Origin of the sequence: Lawsonibacter sp. LCP25S3_E2, assembly GCF_052117285.1 — a bacterium.
Lineage (GTDB): Bacteria > Bacillota > Clostridia > Oscillospirales > Oscillospiraceae > Lawsonibacter.
The window spans coordinates 178,863-196,137 of sequence record NZ_JBQKJL010000004.1; the positions used below are offsets into that span (position 1 = coordinate 178,863).

Sequence of the window (17,275 nt, forward strand, 5' to 3'; positions counted from 1 at the left end):
AGGGTGCGCTTTCCGGTAACGATAGCCAAATTTTTCTATCACTATACGCAATTGTCTCACTTTTCCCGGCCCAAAGCCAGGTCATAAAGCTGATTTTTGGCAAGTCCCAGCTCCTTGGCCGCCCGTTTCACTCCGTCCCGGAGGGAAAGACCCTCCTCAATCCGGAGCTTTTCCACCAGCCGGAGGCCATCCTCTAAAGTGGCTTCCTGCTCCTCCTGAGGCTCCGCCCCCCGGACTACCAGCACAAATTCCCCTTTGGGCGTGTTGTCCCGGTAGTAATCCGCCGCTGCGCCCAGGGTAGTGCGGCGCACTTCCTCATGGAGTTTACTCAGCTCCCGGCACAGAGACACGCTCCGGTCGGGACCGAAGGTATCGGCAAGGTCCCGAAGGGTAGCGGCAAGCTTGTGGGGAGCCTCATAGAAGATCATTGTCCGCTCCTCATTGCGCAGGGAATCCAAGTGGGAGCGGCGGTTTTTCTTGTTCATGGCCAAAAAGCCCTCAAAGGTAAACCGGCCCGTAGGTTGTCCGGACACAGCCAGGGCGGTGACCAGGGCGCAGGGGCCCGGAATGGCTACCACCGGGATGTCCAGCTCCCAGCACCGGGCCACCAGCTCCTCCCCAGGGTCGGAGATGGCGGGCATTCCTGCATCGGTGACCAATGCGCCGTTCTCCCCCGCCAGCAGTCGGTCAAGGACCGCCTGTCCTCCCGTCTCGGTGTTATGGCGGTGGTAGGTGAGCATGGGTTTTCGGATATCCAGATGGTTCAGGAGCTTCAAGGTAACCCGAGTATCCTCGGCGGCAATAAAATCTGCCTCAGCCAGGGTATCCGCCATCCGGCGGGAAATATCCCCCAGGTTACCGATGGGGGTAGGGACCAAATAAAGTGTTCCTGCCATGTCCTCCTCGCAAACTCCTCTCCATTTCGTCCGGCGAAATGCCGGACATCCATTCCGCTTCGTTGCTCGTCGTCTCCAAACAAGACCCACTGCGTTGGGCTCTTGTTTGGTTTTGGGGGAGCTTTGCAAACTCCTCTCCATTTCGTCCGGCGAAACGCCGGACATCCATTCCGCTTCGTTGCTCGTCGTCTCCAAACAAGACCCACTACGTTGGGCTCTTGTTTGGTTTTGGGGGAGTTTTGCAAACTCCTCTCCATTTCGTCTATTGCACGTTCTCTCCAAAAGTTGTCATAATATTATAGCACAGGGCGGGAAAATGTGGTATTCTTTTCTTACCGATTTTCCCGAAAAAGTGAGGAAATAAACCATGAAAACCGAACAACTGGGGCCCTACACCCTGTCCTGGCCTGACGGCGTGTTTCCTCTGGGGGGCGACAGCCTGTCCCTGGGAGCATTTGCCACCGTGAAACCCCAATGGCGGGTGTGCGACCTGGGCACCGGAAGCGGCACTCTGCTCCTGCTTTTGGCCCGGCGGGCAAACGAACTCTCCCTGACGGGAGTGGAGCTTCACCCCCTGTCCGCCCAAACTGCCCGAGAGAATCTTATGCAAAACGAACTGGCTGGAACGATTGTGGAGGGAGACCTGCGCACCGCCCCTCTCCCAGCTGGAAGCTTTGACCTGATCATTTCCAACCCTCCTTATTTTCCCACAGGTGCTGGGAAAAGCGGAGGCAGCGCCCGAAGTGAGGAGTGCTGTACACTGGACGAGCTTTGTTCCGCCGCCGCCCGCCTGGTGAAAAACGGCGGCCGCTTCGCCCTGTGCCACCGTCCGGAACGGCTCACCGATGTGCTGTGCACCTTGCGAAAGTACCATTTGGAGCCCAAACGGTTAAAACTTCTCTCTCACAGCCCTGGTGATCCCCCCAGCCTGATTCTGGTGGAGGCCCTGCGCCAGGGGAAACCGGGATTGTCCATTGAGATTGGCTGCACAGTATGATATAATTCAAGTGATCCCATTTGACTGCAGAAAAGAAAGGATGTGCCCCGATGAATGTGCGAGTGAACACCTTGTGGCGCGTGCCTGTTTTTTACCTGTGTGCCAGTTGGCTCAGCTTTTATCTTACGGTCTATCTTGGGTTTATCTACCTCGTCAAAACCACCGGGGCCGATGGTGTAACAGAGGTCTCCATAGATCCTGTCCGCAGCGCCATATTTGACCTGGTTCTGCTGCTGGCCGCTCTTCTGCTAGGCGGGCTGTGGGCCTTCCGGGGCATGACAAAGCTGGAAATTTTCCTCTCCGCCGCCATTCTTGTCGCTGTTTATGTGATCATTACCCTGTTGGAGCTTTCTTTCCCTGAATTTCCCGCATCTCTCAGTCTCATACTGGCCAAATTTCAGAATCTCAATGGAATGATCTCCTCTCTCCTGTTCCGTCTCACGGACCAGTTGGAACTCTCCGTCCTGATCTCTGATTTGACCCCATTTCTTTTTATTCCCTTTGGAAAACGATCCACGCACTGACATAGCAGCTTCCAACGCCTGAAAAAACCAAAAAGCGGCAGGGTTTTCACCCTGCCGCTTTTGTGCGCTTACCGCTGATATTCAAACTCCAAATCGTACATGGACACGATATCTCCGTCCTTAATGCCCATTTCCTCTAATTTGTCGAACAGGCCGGACTGCCGGAGCTTCTGGTCAAACCAGTTCCGGGACTCGTAATCCCCAAAGTTTACATTGGCAATGAGACGCTGCAGCCAGGGGGCTTCCACAACCCAAGTGCCATCGAACTCCACAATGTTGACTTCCCCGGTGGTATCCACTTCCGGGGGACGCTCCACATAGGTGGGCTCGTACACCACCACAGGGGGCAGCTGAGAGAGCTCCTGGGCGGCCTTCTTAACCAGCTCCCGCGTGCCCTGGTGGGCGGCGGCGGAGATTTCAAAGAGCTCCATGCCCTGCTCCTCCACGTGCTTGCGCAGCTTCTCCAGCAGAGCGGGGTCCTCCATGATGTCCACCTTATTGGCCGCCACGATCATTTTCCGGGTGGCCAGCTCGGGGGAATACTGCTTGAGTTCCTCATTGATGGCCTCAAAATCCTCCACCGGATCCCGGCCTTCGCTGCCGGACACATCCACCACATGGATAAGCAGGCGGCAGCGGTCGATATGGCGCAGGAAGTCATGGCCCAGGCCCGCCCCTTCGGCGGCACCCTCAATGATGCCGGGGATATCGGCCATGACAAAGGAGACTCCCTCCTCCACAAACACCACGCCCAGGTTGGGGAAGAGGGTGGTAAAGTGGTAATTGGCGATCTTGGGCTGGGCCCGGCTGACCACACTCAAAAGAGTGGACTTGCCCACATTGGGGAAACCTACCAGACCCACGTCGGCCAGCAGCTTCAGCTCCAGTACCACATCCCGGCTCTGGCCGGGCAGGCCCGCCTTGGCAAACCGTGGCACCTGACGGGTGGGGGTGGCAAAGTGCTTGTTGCCCCAGCCCCCACGGCCGCCCTTGCAGAGGATGAAGGGCTCGGGGTCGGACATGTCCTTGATGATCTCCCCGGTCTCTGCGTCCCGGATGATGGTGCCCCGTGGCACCCGGAGAACGAGGTCCTCCCCATCCTTACCGGTGCAGCGCTTGCCGGCCCCGTCGGAGCCGTTGCCCGCCACGTACTTGCGCTTATAGCGGAAGTCCATGAGGGTGGACATGTGGTCATTGACCTCCACCACCACATTGCCCCCACGGCCGCCGTCGCCCCCATCAGGGCCGCCGGCAGCCACGTACTTTTCCCGGTGGAAGGACACCACGCCGTTGCCTCCATCCCCGGAGCGGACGGTAATGCGGGCGGTATCGACAAAGGGTGCAGCCATAAAGGCACCTCCTCACTTGTTTAAAAGATAAGCCGCAAACGGTATGTCGTTTGCGGCTTCGTGTCAGCAAAAATTACTGAGCGGACTCCTCGATGATAGAGACCTGCTTGCGGTCCTTGCCCAGGCGGTGGAACTTCACCCGGCCGGACTTCATGGCAAACAGAGTGTCATCGCTGCCCTTGCCCACATTGACGCCGGGATGGATGTGAGTGCCGCGCTGGCGGACCAGCACGTTGCCGGCCAGCACGAACTGACCGTCGCCCCGCTTCACGCCCAGGCGCTTAGCCTCGGAATCACGGCCGTTACGGGTGGAGCCAACGCCCTTTTTGTGGGCGAAAAACTGTAAACCGATGTTCAGCATATCTATTACACCTCCATGACGGAAATATGTTGAGGATACTCCTCCGCCAGCTGGACAAAGTGGACCATGAGGCCGGTCAGGAGCGCCTGACAGGTACTCTCATTGGTTTGTCCCAGACTTGCGGGAAGTTTCAGGGAGATGGACGCGTCCTTTTCCTTCACCTTCACCGAAGCCTCCAGGCCCAGCACATCATTAATCGTGCACTCTACAAGCCGGACGGCGCTGGTGATCGCGGAACAGACAATATCCTCTCCCTCCGGGGCATAGCCGCTGTGTCCCTTGACTTCAAAGCCAGTGATACGGCTGCCCTGGGAAGAAAAAGTGACGGTGGTCATCAGGCCTTAATGGCGCCGATCTGCACCTTGGTGTAGGGCTGACGATGGCCCTGACGCTTGCGGTAGCCCTTCTTGGGGTTGTACTTGAAGATACGGACCTTCTTGCCCTTGCCGTTCTTCACCACAGTGGCCTCCACGCTGGCACCCTCCACAACGGGAGCGCCAAAGGTGGCCTTGTCCCCGTCCAGGATAGCCAGCACCTCGAAGGTGACGGTCTCCCCAGCCTCGGCCTCCAGCTTCTCGATGAAGAGGGTATCGCCCTCAGCCACCTTGTACTGCTTGCCGCCGGTCACGATGATAGCGTTCATTGATATTCAACTCCTTCATTACGGGCTCGCTCTTGCAGGCGAGGAGGATTCCTCTTGATGGCCTACGCAATGCGGCTCTAGTAGTTTATCAGCCTCCCTAGTACTTGTCAAGAGAAAAAAGCGATTTTTTATTTCAGTTTTTACATTTCGCCTTGTTATCAATAACAAGAATTTATTGCATTAGTGAAGTTTTTGTGCTATGATAAACATAACAACCCAAAGGAGGCCGCTTTATGAAATTCACCGGTTCTACCTCTCTCAGCCGAGAGCAGCTGCGCGCGGATTTTGACCAAGCCCGCAGCCTGGGGCAGGTGCATCTGGGGGAGCACTGCGTCTATTTCCAGAAGTTTTCCGGCACCTACGCCCTACCTTATGGCCGGATTTTCCGGGCCTGGGTGCGCCAGGAAGAGGTCCGGGCCAATCTGTGTTGCGGCCGGGCTAATTTCGATCAGTTTTACCTCATGGTCCAGGAAGAGGGGGGTGCTGTGTGCCGTGGGCAAGTACTCAGTAAAGAGACAGGCCGCGCCTGCCTAGACCGTATCCGGGCCGAGAACCCCGGCACACTCATCGCCCCGCCGGACAGGCTGTAACATACGCATTTGGGTTTACAACGCAAACGGGCCGCCCCATCGAGGCGGCCCGTTTATTATATGGTTTGAATGGAACCCGGACAGGCATGAACACCTCCGCCGGTCTCTTCTCAGCCCATTCCCTTGACCTTTTTTCCGGCGGTGTGGTAGATGGGCTTCCACTCCACCTTCTGCACCAGTGCCGCGATGGAGATGGGGATATAGGTGAACATAAAGATGGGGAAGGTAAACACATACCCCAGCTTTTTCACCGCAGGGGCGTCAATGTGCTTCCACTCCGACAAAACGGTCAGCAGTCCGTAAATCAGCAGACCCACATAGAAGTTGACCACGGCAGAGAAAATAAAGTGCACCGACTCGCTGATGATCCAGGCAGCCAGGTAGACTGGCTGGGTCAGGCAGACTACCAGGACCAGGGCATTGAACAAAACTATTCCCAGTGTCAGCAGCATACCGGGCGCCACTGTGGCGAACATGTCATAGCAGGACAGGCCCCGGCGTCCCAGCCGCAGGCAGCCTTTTAGCAGAGGAAGGGTATATACCCGGTCCACCTGGTAAAATCCTTTGGACCACCGCAGGCGCTGATCCCAGGACTGGCGGAAAGTGGTGGGCTGCTCGTCATAGACCACGGCCTTGTCGCAGTAACCGATTTTCCGGCCCTGGACAGCGCAGTCCACCGAGAACTGAATATCCTCCGTCAGCAGATGGAAGGGCCAGCCGCCATTTTCTTCAATGACCTTGGCCGACACCAGAAAGCCCGTGCCGGAGACGTGGCAGTTGGTTCCCAGCAGAGTGCGGGGGAAGTTGAGGAACCGGGCCTCCCGCAAAAACCAGATGGAATATCCGGCGGAGAGCCAGTTGGCACCGAAGTTCTTGGAATTGCGGTAGCAGGTCAGGGCGTCATAGCCTTTGTCAAAGGTGCGGTTCATCTCCCGGACAAAATTGGGGTCCACCAGATTGTCCGCATCAAAGACAAAGTACCCGTCGTAGTTCCACTTCCCCTCCTCCTTCAGATGGCGAAAGAGGTAGTCCATGGCGTAACCTTTGCCCTTATGTACCTTGTCAAAGCGCTCATAGACAAAGGCCCCAGCCTGGCGGGCCACCTCGGCGGTATTATCGGTACAGTTATCCGCTACTACATACAGATCCAGCAGTTCTGCGGGATAATTTTGCCTGCGCAGACTTTCCAATAGTTCGCCGATCACCCCTGCCTCGTTCCGGGCGGACACAATGGCGGCAAAGCGGTGCAGCCGGCTGGGCTGATGATGCTCCTTCCAGCGGCGGCACACAAGGCCTACCACCGCATAGAAGCCCTGATACAAATACAGGACTGCAAACAGAACGATCACAGCCAGATTCAGATCTTTTACAAACTCTAACATCGTCATTTCAAAAATCCTCCAGGGTAAGCTCAAACGCCCCAGCGGGGATCCTTTCTTGATATTGTTCACCCCCGCCGTCTATCTCTTCCCTGTCCGTTAGACAAAAAAGGGGGAGGAAACTGTCCCCGCCGTCTTGCTGGGGACATACTTTCCTCCCAAAGGCGCAGGGATTATCATACCATGTTTCCAAAGGATTGCAAGCCTATTTAGTGCTAATTAAACAATTCTTAAGAAATGATTTTTATAAATTTGCACAAAAAAAGAAGCCCACGTCCGACTTCAGACGTGAGCTTCTTGATTCAGATATTCTCAAACGGACACTCCCGCTTTGGAGCTCAGTTGCTTCCGAACTCGCTGAAGAAGCGGTCGTGGACGGCCTGAACGGCCTGGTCGGCCTCCCGCTCGTCCACCAGGACGGAGACCTTGATCTCACTGGTGGAGATCATATTAATGTTGATCCCCGCGGAGAACAGTGCCTCAAACATCTTGCAGGCCACGCCGGCATTGTTGGCCATGCCGGCGCCCACAATGGAGATCTTGGCGATCTGGTCGTTGAGTTCCACGCTCTTGCAGCCGATGGCCTCCTTGTTCTCCTCCATGACCTCCTTGGCCCGCTGGGCGTCGCTGCGGGCCACGGTGAAGCTGATGTCCTTGCTGTTGTCACGGCCGATGGACTGGAGGATGATGTCTACGTTGATGTTCTCCTTGGCCAGGAGAGAGAAGATTTTAAAGGCGATGCCGGGCTGATCGGCCAGCCCCACCAGAGCCAGGCGGGCCACATTTTTATCTTTGGCCACACCGCTGACATGAGTTTTTTCCATGGTTTTTACTACCTCCTTCACTTGGGTGCCGGGATTTCCGCTGAAGCTGGAGAGAACCTCCAGATTCACATTGTAGCGCTTGGCCATTTCCACCGAGCGGTTGTGGAGCACCTGGGCACCCAGGCTGGCCAGCTCCAGCATTTCGTCATAGGTGATCTCGTCCAGCTTCCGGGCCCCCTTGACGGTGCGGGGATCGGCAGTGTACACACCATCCACGTCGGTATAGATCTGGCACAGGTCCGCATGGAGGGAGGCAGCCAGAGCCACCGCGGAGGTGTCCGAGCCGCCCCGGCCCAGAGTCGTCACATCGTCATACTTGTTGATGCCCTGGAAGCCGGCCACCAGGACGATCTTCTTCTTGTCCAGCTCCTTTTGAATCCGCTCAGTACGAATGCGCTTTATACGGGCGGAGGAGTAAGCGGAGTCGGTGAGCATACCCGCCTGCCAGCCAGTGAGGGAGATGGCCTGGTAGCCCATGCGCTCGATGGCCATGACGCACAGGGAGATGGAAATCTGCTCACCGGTGGACAGGAGCATATCCATTTCCCGCTTTGAGGCGTTGGGATTGATTTCCTTCGCCTTTTCAATCAGGTCATCGGTGGTGTCCCCCTGGGCGGACAGGACAGCCACCACACTGTGGCCCTTGCGATAGGTCTCGGTGATGATCCGGGCCACATTGCGGATCTTGTCGGCGTCGGCCACAGAGCTGCCGCCAAATTTTTGTACGATAAGTGCCATGTATGTTCTTCCCCCTAAAAAGGTCAAATCAAAATAATCTGGTTTGGGGAGCAGGGCTCCCCCGCCATTCTATGCCCCAGCGGGCTCTCTGTCATGCCAAAACCCGGAACAGGGAGCCCACCTCCATGCCCTGGAGACGATCCCGGATCTGGGGCTCGGTCATGGGCGGGGTGAGGAAGGCTGCCTCCCCGGCGGGAGCACCCGCACGGGCCAGCAGATGGATCTCCCCGCAGGCCAGTCTCGCCTGGTCGGCCGTGCACTGGGCGCGGACATACCAGGGAGAGGACAGGATGTCCGAAGAGACCACCAGGTCAGGGGCACCCTCCTCCCAGCCGTTGTGTCGGTCCTTCTTCAGGTCCTTGGCAATGTCGATGACATCGGCCACCACAGCGGAAGCAGTGGGCAGCTTGCCCGCGCCCCGGCCATAGAACATCACGTCCCCGATGGCATTGCCGGTGACGGCGATGGCGTTAAATACATCCTCCACCCCGGCCAAGGGATTTTCACCGGGCACCAGGTGAGGAGCCACATAAGCGCACACCTTGCCCTGAGGCTGGCGGATGGCACGGCCCAGGAGCTTGATCTTATAACCCACGGAATCGGCGTAGGCCACATCCTCCAAGGTCACCCCGCGAATGCCCTGGGTGGGCACCTGATCGGGATACACATGGCGGCCAAAGGCCAGGGCGGCCAGAATGCAGATCTTCCGGCAGGCGTCGTGGCCGTCCACATCGGCGGTGGGGTCCTTCTCGGCATAGCCGTTGTCCTGGGCCTCTTTCAGCGCCTGGTCAAAGGTGAGGCCGGAACGGATCATCCGGGTCAGGATATAGTTGGTGGTGCCGTTCAAAATACCAGTGACCTGGGTCAGCTCATTGGCGGCCAGGCAGGAAGTCAGGGGCCGCAGGATGGGAATTCCGCCACCCACGCTGGCCTCAAAGAGATAGCTGCACCCATGCTCACGGGCCAGGTTCAGCAGCTCATAGCCGTGGGTGGCCACCAGCTCCTTATTGGAAGTCACCACGCTCTTGCCCGCCTTCAAGGCTCGGGTGGTAAAGTCCAGGGCAATGGTAGCCCCGCCGATAGTCTCCACCACAATGTCGATCTCCGGGTCCTGCTCAATAACGGAAAAATCCTTCACAAAGCAATCCGCATAGGGGCTGCCGGGAAACTCCCGCACGTCCAGGATATATTTCAGCCGTACCAGATCGTCTACCCGGCGGTCAATGAGCCCGCCGTTCTGGGTAAGCACCTCGGCCACACCGGAGCCCACGGTGCCAAAGCCTAAAATCGCCACATGTACCATGTTTTGTATCCTCCTATCCGATTCGGGTCTCAGCCCGCCAGAATTTCGCACTTGATAACGCCGCTGCCCGCGGACACCTGCGCCATCACATCCTCCAGAGAATCCTGAAGTGCGGAAGTCTCCGCCGTCATCGTCACCACCGCACAGCCGCTGACCGGGATGTTCTGGTTGATGGTGAGAATATTTACTCCCGTGCCCGCCAGCACATTGAGTACTCCAGACAAAATGCCCGGTTCATCCTTCAAAAGCACCTGGAAGGTGACAATCCGCCCGTGGAGCATGTCATTAAATGGCCGTACCGCGTCCTTGTATTTATAAAAGGCACTGCGGCTGATGTTCACCGCCTGGGCCGCCCCATTCACCGTTTTCTGCTCTCCCGTCTCCAACAGGCGCTTCGCCTCGGCTACCTTCCTGAAAATTTCAGGCATGGCCTCGGCCTCCACAATAAAGTACTTCGCCGGACCGCTCATGGTTCCCTCCTGTCTCACGGACGTTGTCCGTGTTGGGTGGTCATTTGTTCTCGTGATGTGGTCTATTGTAACACAGCTTTCCTAGTATGGCAATGATAATTTCCCTGGGGAAAGTGTGAAAGTTTCCCTGGGACAGGCCGGCGTATTTTGTCAAATTTCACAATCCCGCAGGAAAGCGCCCCGGAGGTCTCCTCCGGGGCGCTGCTGGCTTTTCTAATTGCGTGGAATATCCTGGGAAATTCCTTGGCTGCCGGAATCACTCCCAGCGCCGCCAGTCCCACCTCCGGCAATGCCGCCCCCCTCACCAGGGACCACCGGATCACCGGGAACCACCGGGTCAACAGGATTATTGGGATCCCCATAGTCGGGGTCATTGGGATCCAGATTCATGTTGGGATCGTTGGGGTCAGGAACTACCGTCTCCTCTGTATGGACGGTACAAAGCCCCGCCTCCATGGCCGTAGTATAGCGGTATTTCTCGTCTCCCGCCACCTCTCCGGCCACCGAGGTACGCTCATAGTCCGGATAGCAGACCTCCTTCAGGCTCTCCTCCGGGCAATAGGGACCGGCTTCGTGGTAGAGGCCCGTCTCCTTCCCTTCTCCATCCAGGATCGGGTCATCCAGACAAACGGTAACCACACTGGCACCCGTATGGACCGTGCAGTACTTGCCCTCCGGATAGTCTCCAGAGAACACGCTGCCCTGGGTCACGCGGTCTCCGCGGGGATCGAGCTTACAGTAGTCTGTGGCCAGCAGGCCGCTGTCCTGACAGTAAGTCACCGTGCGCAGGGAGGAAGAACTGGCCGAGGGGAAGTTCTTATCCTCCAGCCCCTCATGGATGGGCTGCATAACCATTTTCCACAGGTTCACGTGGGTGGTGGTGTTGGGCATGGTGGCGTTGTTGGGGTAACCCATCCAGACGGCGGCGGTGTAGTACGGGGTATAACCCACAAACCACAAGTCGTACACGTCGTTGGTGGTACCGGTTTTACCGGCGCAGTGCATACCGCTCAGGCCCTTGCCCGCAGCAGTACCGCCGGACTGGAACACCCCCTGGAGGAGGGTATTCATATAATAAGCAGTGGTATCCTTCAGGGCAGGCTCCTGCACGATGGGGTTCTCCAGCAGGAGGACCTCTTCCCCATCCACCATGTGGGTCACCTTAGTAAAGGTACGGGAATAGGTATAGGTGCCCCCATTGGGGAAGGTGGCATAGGCCTCAGCCATATCCCGTGTGGTAACGCCGTCGGTCAGACCGCCCATAGCCAGGGGGGCCACGCCGATGTCACTGTAGGTCTTGCCGTTAATTTCCCGGCCTTCTTCCAGATCGATGTGGAAGTGGTTTTCCATAAATTTAAAGCTCTCTTCCGGGGTGACCAGGTCGGCAAGGATGCGCACGGCGATGGTATTCAAAGACACCTTCAACGCATAGGGTATTCCTGTGAGGCCCCGGTAAGTGGTGGAACCGGCGTTGTAGGGCCAGGGACCGCCGTTCATCTCCTGGTAGGGGTAGTCATCCAGCACGGTGATGGGGCTGATCTTCCCCATCTCCAGCGCGGGAGCATACACGGACAGAGGCTTAATGGAGGAGCCGGGCTGCCGTTTGGAGGTGTTGGCATAGTTTTTCAGCAGGTTGCCTTCCTTTTCTCCAAACTGGCCGGCAATGGCCACCACATCTCCGGTGGCGTTGTCGATGACCGTGATGGCCGACTGCATAAGCTGGCCATCCTTGGAGGTGTAGTTCAGGTTCTCCCGGTTGGTATACACCGCATCCACTGCCGCCTGGGCATCCGGGTCGTAGCAAGTGTAGATGCGCAGACCGCCCCGCTGGAGGGCCTGGTCGATCATGGCATCCGACCAGTCCAGCTCTTCCTTAAGGGCCTGGGACACATCGGAAATGACAGTTTCCTCGTACCAGGTGTAAATCTCAGTTTCGGCCTCTTCGTCCTCGGCCCGGACAAAGACCAGCTCCTGGGCCACGGCCTCGTCGTACTCCTCCTGGGTGATGTAGCCCTGGTCCAGCATCTGGAAGAGGACCACCTCCTGGCGGTACTTGTTCCACTGCCGGGCATCCCACAGCTCGCCCTCATTGTTTTCTGACTTAGCGAAGGAATAGGGGCCGTACTTGGAGGGGTTGTTGGTGATGGAGATAAGGCTGGCACACTCCGCCAGGGTCAGCTCGCTGACAGGCTTTCCAAAGTACTTCAAAGAAGCGGACCCAACTCCATCGCAGCCGCTGCCCAGGGGGATGATGTTCAGATACCGCTCAATGGTATCCTCTTTGGAGTTATTCTGGGTAAAGCGGATGGCACGAACAATTTCGGTAATCTTCCGCTTCACCGTGGTCTCGTTATAGCCCGTCTGATTCTTAATGAGCTGCTGGGTAATGGTGGAGCCACCCTGGATATCGCCGCCGGTGAACATGCTGAACACGGCCTTCGCAGTGCGGCCCCAGTCCACGCCGCTGTGGGTCCAGAACCGGCGGTCCTCGATGGCAACGGCGGCATCGATCAGGTCCTGGGGCATGTCCTCCAAATCCACCCAGATGGAGCTGGTGGTATTTAAGAGAGTCGTCATCTCCACATATTGTCCAGTCGCCTTATCCTGATAGTACATAATGCTGTTTTCCCCATAGGGAAAATCATCCATACTCAGATCGGCGATGGGCACAATGACCTTATTGATGTATACCGCCGCAAAGCAGCAAAGCAATGCCCCTGTACACAGTCCTACCAGCAACAGGGTGCCCAGGATTTTAAAGAACAGGTTAAGTCTGCTTCCCCCGCGCTTTTTCGGCTTTCGCTTCTGATGCCCTTCGTCCCGGCGAGGTGCCTGACGACGGGAAGGATATTCGCTGTTTTCATATAAAGAGTGGTTATTATGATCTGACACAATGCTACCTCCAGTCGGGAGGGAAACGCTGGCTCCCTCCGACGGTCCTGGCAGACCCCGTCTGCCGTGATGTTCTTTGGTGTGCTTTGGGCCTTTGACCCGTCCCTTCAGCGGGCCGGGCGTAAAAACCCATTATGGGTATTATACCAGATTTTCCTTGTTTGTCCACCCAAAATACGCCGCTTCTCCCAGTCCAAACATGGACTGTGAAAATTTACCGGTCCGCGCTCTTGCATTTTTTCCTGTCACGGGTTAAAATAGACCCAGGAAAAGACAGGAGGTACTACACCATGGAGGAGCTGTTTGGCCCCGATTTCATCTCCGTCACCGACGAGGACGGAAACGAGTTTGAGCTGGAGCTGGTGGACACTCTGGAGCACAAGGGTGTTACTTACTACGCCATGTTCCCCGCTGTGGACGCCGATGAAGAGACCGGCGAGCCCAAAGATGTGGATGCGGATGACGAGGAGTATGGCCTGGTCATTATGAAGGCCATTGAAGAAAACGGCGAGGAACTGCTGTCCACACTGGACTCGGACGAGGAGCTGGACGAAGTCTATGAGCTCTTTATGGAGCGGTTCTTCGCAGAGGAAAACGAGGAAGCAGAGGACTGATTCTTTCCTGCTCGGTGCGTGATGGGTTCTTTTAAACCCACATTTTTTAAACGGGACGCCCACCTCACGGCGCGGCCTGCAGGCCTCCCGGCCCCCATCGAGGTCGGCTGGACGTTGGAAGCAGAAAAACGCTGTGGAGGCGACCCACCTGCCAGTCGTGCAGGTTTTAAACGGGCCCACACGGCCAGAGCGGGGCAAAGAGAAGATTCAGTCCACTTGGGCGCGGCGGTTTTCGCCGCGCTCTTTTTTTAATTTTTTATAAACATTTTCCCCAAAACTGCCTTTTTCCTTCAATTCCCCTTGAAAATTTCAGCTGTTTCAAGTATAATGCTTTGGACATGCCCAGGGCAGCTTTTCTCCGCCCACAGGGCATCTCCACTTTTCCCGGCCCTTCCCGCCGGGGATGATCTGAACGAGAGGACTGAACAAACTGTGAGCGAACCCAAAGAGAATAAGAGCCAGACTAAGGCTCAGCGCCAGGAGAAGCGCCGTCAGGAGGAGCAGGCTCACCGCCGCTCTATGGCCCTGTATTCCCTGGTAGGCGTTGTGGTGGTGGTGGCCGCCGTCGCCATGATCCTGTGGAACACCGGTATTTTCCAGCGCAACCTTACCGCCGTGGAAGTGGGCAGCAGCAAGTACAGCGCTGCCGACGTGGAGCTCTATTACAACTCCGCCTATAACTCCATCGTCAGACAGTACATGGAAACTTATTACACTACCCCCTTCGATACCTCCTCTTCCACCAAGAAGCAGGTGTACAATGAGGAGACCGGTGAAACCTGGTACGACTATCTGATGGATCAGGCCATGACTAACCTGAAAAACGATACGGTTCTTTCCGCCAAGGCTACTGCCGAGGGCTACACTCTCTCCGAGAACGCCCAGCAGGATCTGGACGACTTTGTTAAGCAGCTGGATACCGCCTGGCTGGCCCAGTATAGCTCCCGCGATGCCTATATTCGCACCAACTACGGTTCCTTTATGACCTATGACCGGCTTGTGGAACTGGTCAACATGCAGATGTTGGCCAGCGACTATCTCCAGTCTCAGGTGAAGACCATCACCCATGGCGAAGAGGACTATGAGACTTATTACTCTGAAAACGCCGCTTCTCTTGACACCTATACCTATACTCAGTTTGTCTTCCAGGCCACGGTAGCCACCACGGACGAAGAGGGCAACACCATTGAGATGACTGAGGAGGAGAAGTCTGCTGCCCTGGAAGAGGCCAAGGCAGAGAAGAAGGCTCTGGCTGAAGAGCTCCAGGCCAAGCTGGAGGCCGGCGAGGATGCCCAGGCCCTGGCCGAGGAGTACGCCGATCAGCTCTATAGCAGTGTTATCTCCCGCAAGTCCACCGGCTCTACTTTGGTTACCAATGGCGCTCCCTACGCACAGTGGATGATGGATGCCAGCCGCCAGACCGGAGACGTGACCCTGACCGAGGCCGACTACACTTCTTCCTTCAACTACTATGTGGTCCTTCTTGAGGGCCGCCAGCGTGACAACACCCCCGCTGTTGATGTGCGCCACATCCTGGTGGCCGCCGAGCAGGACGAGGGTGCCACTGAGCCCACACAGGAGCAGTATGATGCCGCCTATGCCAAGGCCGAGGAGCTTCTGAACCAGTGGAAGGCCGGTGAGGCCACCGAAGACTCCTTCGCCACTCTGGCTGAGGAGAACAGCGCTGACGCTGGCTCTGCTTCTAACGGCGGTCTTATCTCCAACGTCTCCACCACCTCCGGCTATGTGGACACCTTTGCCAACTGGGCTCTGGATCCCAGCCGTCAGCCTGGCGACACCGGTATTGTTCAAAACACCGGCAGTTCCACCAAGGGTTGGCACATTATGTACTTTGTCTCCTCCAACGATCCCATCTGGAAGCAGTCTGCAGCCGATGGGCTCATGGACCAGGACTATGAGAATGTGATCAACGAGGCCACGGACGGCATTACGCTTACCCAGAGCACGGGTATGAGCTTCGTTTCCGTTCAGTAAAGCTACACTCATCGGACACTCCCGGCTACGCCGGGGGTGTCTTTTTATTGTGTTCCAAAATAAAAGGGCCGGGACTTGTTGTCCCGGCCCTTTTATTGGGAGAAACTATTTCTTACAGGGGCACACCCATCAGGGGGAACAGGAACCGGACCACCAGGGCGGCCAGAATCAGAGAGAGGATAATGCGTTCCACCCAGACAATGAGGATATCCTTCAGGGAGATGTCAATGTCAGTGCCCAGCACACAGGGGATGGAGGCGGAGAAGAACAGGATCTCGGACACGCACACAATGGCGGTCACATACTGAGACATGGGAGAACCATTGGCCACAATGTTGGCGGGCAGAAACATCTCCGCCAGGCTGATGGCGCAGCTCTTGCCCATCATCACGGCCTCGGAGCCAAAGCCCAGGAGCATGGCAAAGGGAACAAAGATGTAGCCGATGATATCAAACACAGGGGTGTACTCCGCCAGCAGCAGGCCCAGGAAGCCAATGGACATAAGGGAAGGACCAATGCCCAGAGCCATGTTCAGACCATCGATAAAGTTCTTCACGACGCCTTCCACAATACCAGGAGCCTTGGAGCAGGCTTCCAGACCCTCGTCCAGAGCGGTGGAGAACAGCTTGCCTTTCTCAGGAATGGGCTCAGGAACCACCGTCATGCCATTGTAGCCGGTATCAGGCTTCTTGCTCAGGGGATAAATACGGGTAGTCAAAGCAGTGACGATGAAGGTGATGATCAGAGTGGACCAGAAGTAGACATTCCAGTGATCCAGCAGCCCCAGCGTACGGGCCACCACGATCATGAAGGTGGCAGACACGGTGGAAAAACCGGTGGCAATAATCGCTGCCTCCTTGGTGGAATAAAAGCCCTCCTTGTACACCCGGTTGGTGATCAGCAGGCCCACAGAATAACTGCCCACGAAAGAGGCTACCGCGTCAACAGCGGAGCGGCCGGGAGTTTTCCAAATGGGGCGCATAACCGGCTTCATAAACACGCCGATAAACTCCATCAGGCCGTAGTTAATGAGGAACGCCAGGAACACAGCGCCCACAGGTACCAGAGAGGTAACAGGAAGAACGACCTTATTATAGATAAACGGCATCATGTCGCTGTCAAACCAACGGGCAGGCCCGGTTTTGGTCAGCCACACGATTAAGAACGGAATTGCCAACAGCTTTAAAAAGGAGAAAACCATGGTGACCTTATCCTTGTTCCAGGTCTTGCGGATAAAGGGCAGCACTGCACCCACTACCACAATGACCGCACCATAGACCAAATCAAAATAAGGAATTTTACGGATGGCAGTCACCACATGGTCCACAGGGATGGAACTGGTCTCGCCGATCTTTATAGTTACAAAGAACATAAAGATACCGATGAGGTTGAGCACAATAAACTTCAAAATATTGGATCCACTTTTCGCATTGGATTTCACACTATTTTCCATTTCAAATTCCCTCCTAACACAGGTGTCTCAATCTGGAACTGAAAAAGTCTCTGCAGCAAAGCAACAGGGCGCCCAGCGCCCCACCTTTTCCAAATTCCAAACGGAACCTTCCGCTGCAAAGCTGTAATCCCGCATTCACCTCCTACAATATAGTTACGGTTTAAGGCGCGGCAGCCAGCCGCGTCTTTTTCCATCTCAAAGCTGAAGCTGTTAGAATGGGAGAGTAAATGGTCTGACAGTAATCACC

Annotated in this window: 16 protein-coding genes and 1 other RNA gene; 6 read left to right on the forward strand and 11 right to left on the reverse strand. The window is 56.4% G+C overall.

The window, feature by feature from the left end; all coding sequences use genetic code 11:
* Positions 1-56 precede the first annotated feature (56 nt).
* Positions 57-896 (reverse strand): 16S rRNA (cytidine(1402)-2'-O)-methyltransferase, encoded by an 840-nt coding sequence (gene rsmI, locus ACTQ3R_RS05775; RefSeq protein WP_441779527.1) that lies wholly within the window; start codon positions 894-896, stop codon positions 57-59.
* A gap of 367 nt (positions 897-1,263) precedes the next feature.
* On the opposite strand from rsmI, the gene ACTQ3R_RS05780 reads away from it, so the two are divergent.
* Positions 1,264-1,893, forward strand: coding sequence for a tRNA1(Val) (adenine(37)-N6)-methyltransferase (locus ACTQ3R_RS05780; protein ID WP_441779526.1), 630 nt, complete (start codon positions 1,264-1,266; stop codon positions 1,891-1,893).
* 50 nt (positions 1,894-1,943) lie between these two features.
* The gene (locus ACTQ3R_RS05785; protein WP_441779525.1) at positions 1,944-2,417 is read left to right on the forward strand and encodes a hypothetical protein; all 474 of its coding nucleotides are present in this window, start codon (positions 1,944-1,946) and stop codon (positions 2,415-2,417) included.
* A 68-nt stretch (positions 2,418-2,485) separates the two neighbouring features.
* On the opposite strand, the gene obgE is transcribed toward ACTQ3R_RS05785, so the two are convergent.
* The 4 genes from obgE to rplU form a co-directional block, all read right to left on the reverse strand.
* Complete coding sequence (gene obgE, locus ACTQ3R_RS05790; protein ID WP_441779524.1) at positions 2,486-3,766, reverse strand: GTPase ObgE; 1,281 nt, start codon at positions 3,764-3,766, stop codon at positions 2,486-2,488.
* Positions 3,767-3,839: 73 nt separating this feature from the next.
* Positions 3,840-4,127 (reverse strand): 50S ribosomal protein L27, encoded by a 288-nt coding sequence (gene rpmA / locus ACTQ3R_RS05795; RefSeq protein ID WP_441779523.1) that lies wholly within the window; start codon positions 4,125-4,127, stop codon positions 3,840-3,842.
* 5 nt (positions 4,128-4,132) lie between these two features.
* Positions 4,133-4,462, reverse strand: coding sequence for a ribosomal-processing cysteine protease Prp (locus ACTQ3R_RS05800; protein WP_441779522.1), 330 nt, complete (start codon positions 4,460-4,462; stop codon positions 4,133-4,135).
* Entirely contained in the window at positions 4,462-4,770 is a 309-nt protein-coding gene (rplU, locus tag ACTQ3R_RS05805) for a 50S ribosomal protein L21 (protein WP_441779521.1), read from the reverse strand. The genes ACTQ3R_RS05800 and rplU overlap by 1 nt, the downstream gene beginning before the upstream one ends.
* 233 nt (positions 4,771-5,003) lie before the next feature.
* Between rplU and ACTQ3R_RS05810 the strand changes: the two genes are divergently transcribed.
* On the forward strand, positions 5,004-5,360 hold the full coding sequence (locus ACTQ3R_RS05810) for a hypothetical protein (RefSeq protein WP_441779520.1): 357 nt from the start codon (positions 5,004-5,006) through the stop codon (positions 5,358-5,360).
* Positions 5,361-5,470: 110 nt separating this feature from the next.
* Here the strand turns inward: ACTQ3R_RS05810 and ACTQ3R_RS05815 are convergent, their stop codons facing one another.
* The 5 genes from ACTQ3R_RS05815 to ACTQ3R_RS05835 all read right to left on the reverse strand — a co-directional run bounded on the left by ACTQ3R_RS05815 (position 5,471) and on the right by ACTQ3R_RS05835 (position 12,966).
* A complete protein-coding gene (locus ACTQ3R_RS05815) occupies positions 5,471-6,748 on the reverse strand; it encodes a glycosyltransferase family 2 protein (RefSeq protein ID WP_441779519.1) in 1,278 nt (425 codons plus the stop codon).
* A 329-nt stretch (positions 6,749-7,077) separates the two neighbouring features.
* Positions 7,078-8,301 carry an aspartate kinase gene (locus ACTQ3R_RS05820; RefSeq protein ID WP_441779518.1) on the reverse strand — a complete coding sequence of 408 codons (1,224 nt, stop codon included), beginning with the start codon at positions 8,299-8,301 and terminating at the stop codon, positions 7,078-7,080.
* 91 nt (positions 8,302-8,392) lie between these two features.
* The gene (locus tag ACTQ3R_RS05825) at positions 8,393-9,604 is read right to left on the reverse strand and encodes a homoserine dehydrogenase (RefSeq protein ID WP_441779517.1); all 1,212 of its coding nucleotides are present in this window, start codon (positions 9,602-9,604) and stop codon (positions 8,393-8,395) included.
* 29 nt (positions 9,605-9,633) lie between these two features.
* Positions 9,634-10,074, reverse strand: a complete 441-nt coding sequence (locus ACTQ3R_RS05830; RefSeq protein ID WP_441779516.1) for an ACT domain-containing protein — start codon at positions 10,072-10,074, stop codon at positions 9,634-9,636.
* Between the two features lie 213 nt (positions 10,075-10,287).
* Positions 10,288-12,966, reverse strand: a complete 2,679-nt coding sequence (locus ACTQ3R_RS05835) for a transglycosylase domain-containing protein (RefSeq protein WP_441779515.1) — start codon at positions 12,964-12,966, stop codon at positions 10,288-10,290.
* A gap of 290 nt (positions 12,967-13,256) precedes the next feature.
* Here ACTQ3R_RS05835 and ACTQ3R_RS05840 point away from each other — a divergent pair, with 290 nt between their 5' ends.
* The 3 genes from ACTQ3R_RS05840 to ACTQ3R_RS05850 all read left to right on the forward strand — a co-directional run bounded on the left by ACTQ3R_RS05840 (position 13,257) and on the right by ACTQ3R_RS05850 (position 15,575).
* A complete protein-coding gene (locus tag ACTQ3R_RS05840) occupies positions 13,257-13,580 on the forward strand; it encodes a DUF1292 domain-containing protein (protein WP_441779514.1) in 324 nt (107 codons plus the stop codon).
* Between the two features lies 1 nt (position 13,581).
* Positions 13,582-13,780, forward strand: a non-coding RNA gene (gene ssrS, locus ACTQ3R_RS05845) — 6S RNA.
* Between the two features lie 232 nt (positions 13,781-14,012).
* On the forward strand, positions 14,013-15,575 hold the full coding sequence (locus ACTQ3R_RS05850) for a peptidylprolyl isomerase (RefSeq protein ID WP_441779513.1): 1,563 nt from the start codon (positions 14,013-14,015) through the stop codon (positions 15,573-15,575).
* Between the two features lie 112 nt (positions 15,576-15,687).
* Here ACTQ3R_RS05850 and ACTQ3R_RS05855 read toward each other — a convergent pair whose 3' ends face one another.
* Entirely contained in the window at positions 15,688-17,028 is a 1,341-nt protein-coding gene (locus ACTQ3R_RS05855) for a YjiH family protein (RefSeq protein ID WP_441779512.1), read from the reverse strand.
* Between the last annotated feature and the right edge of the window lie 247 nt (positions 17,029-17,275).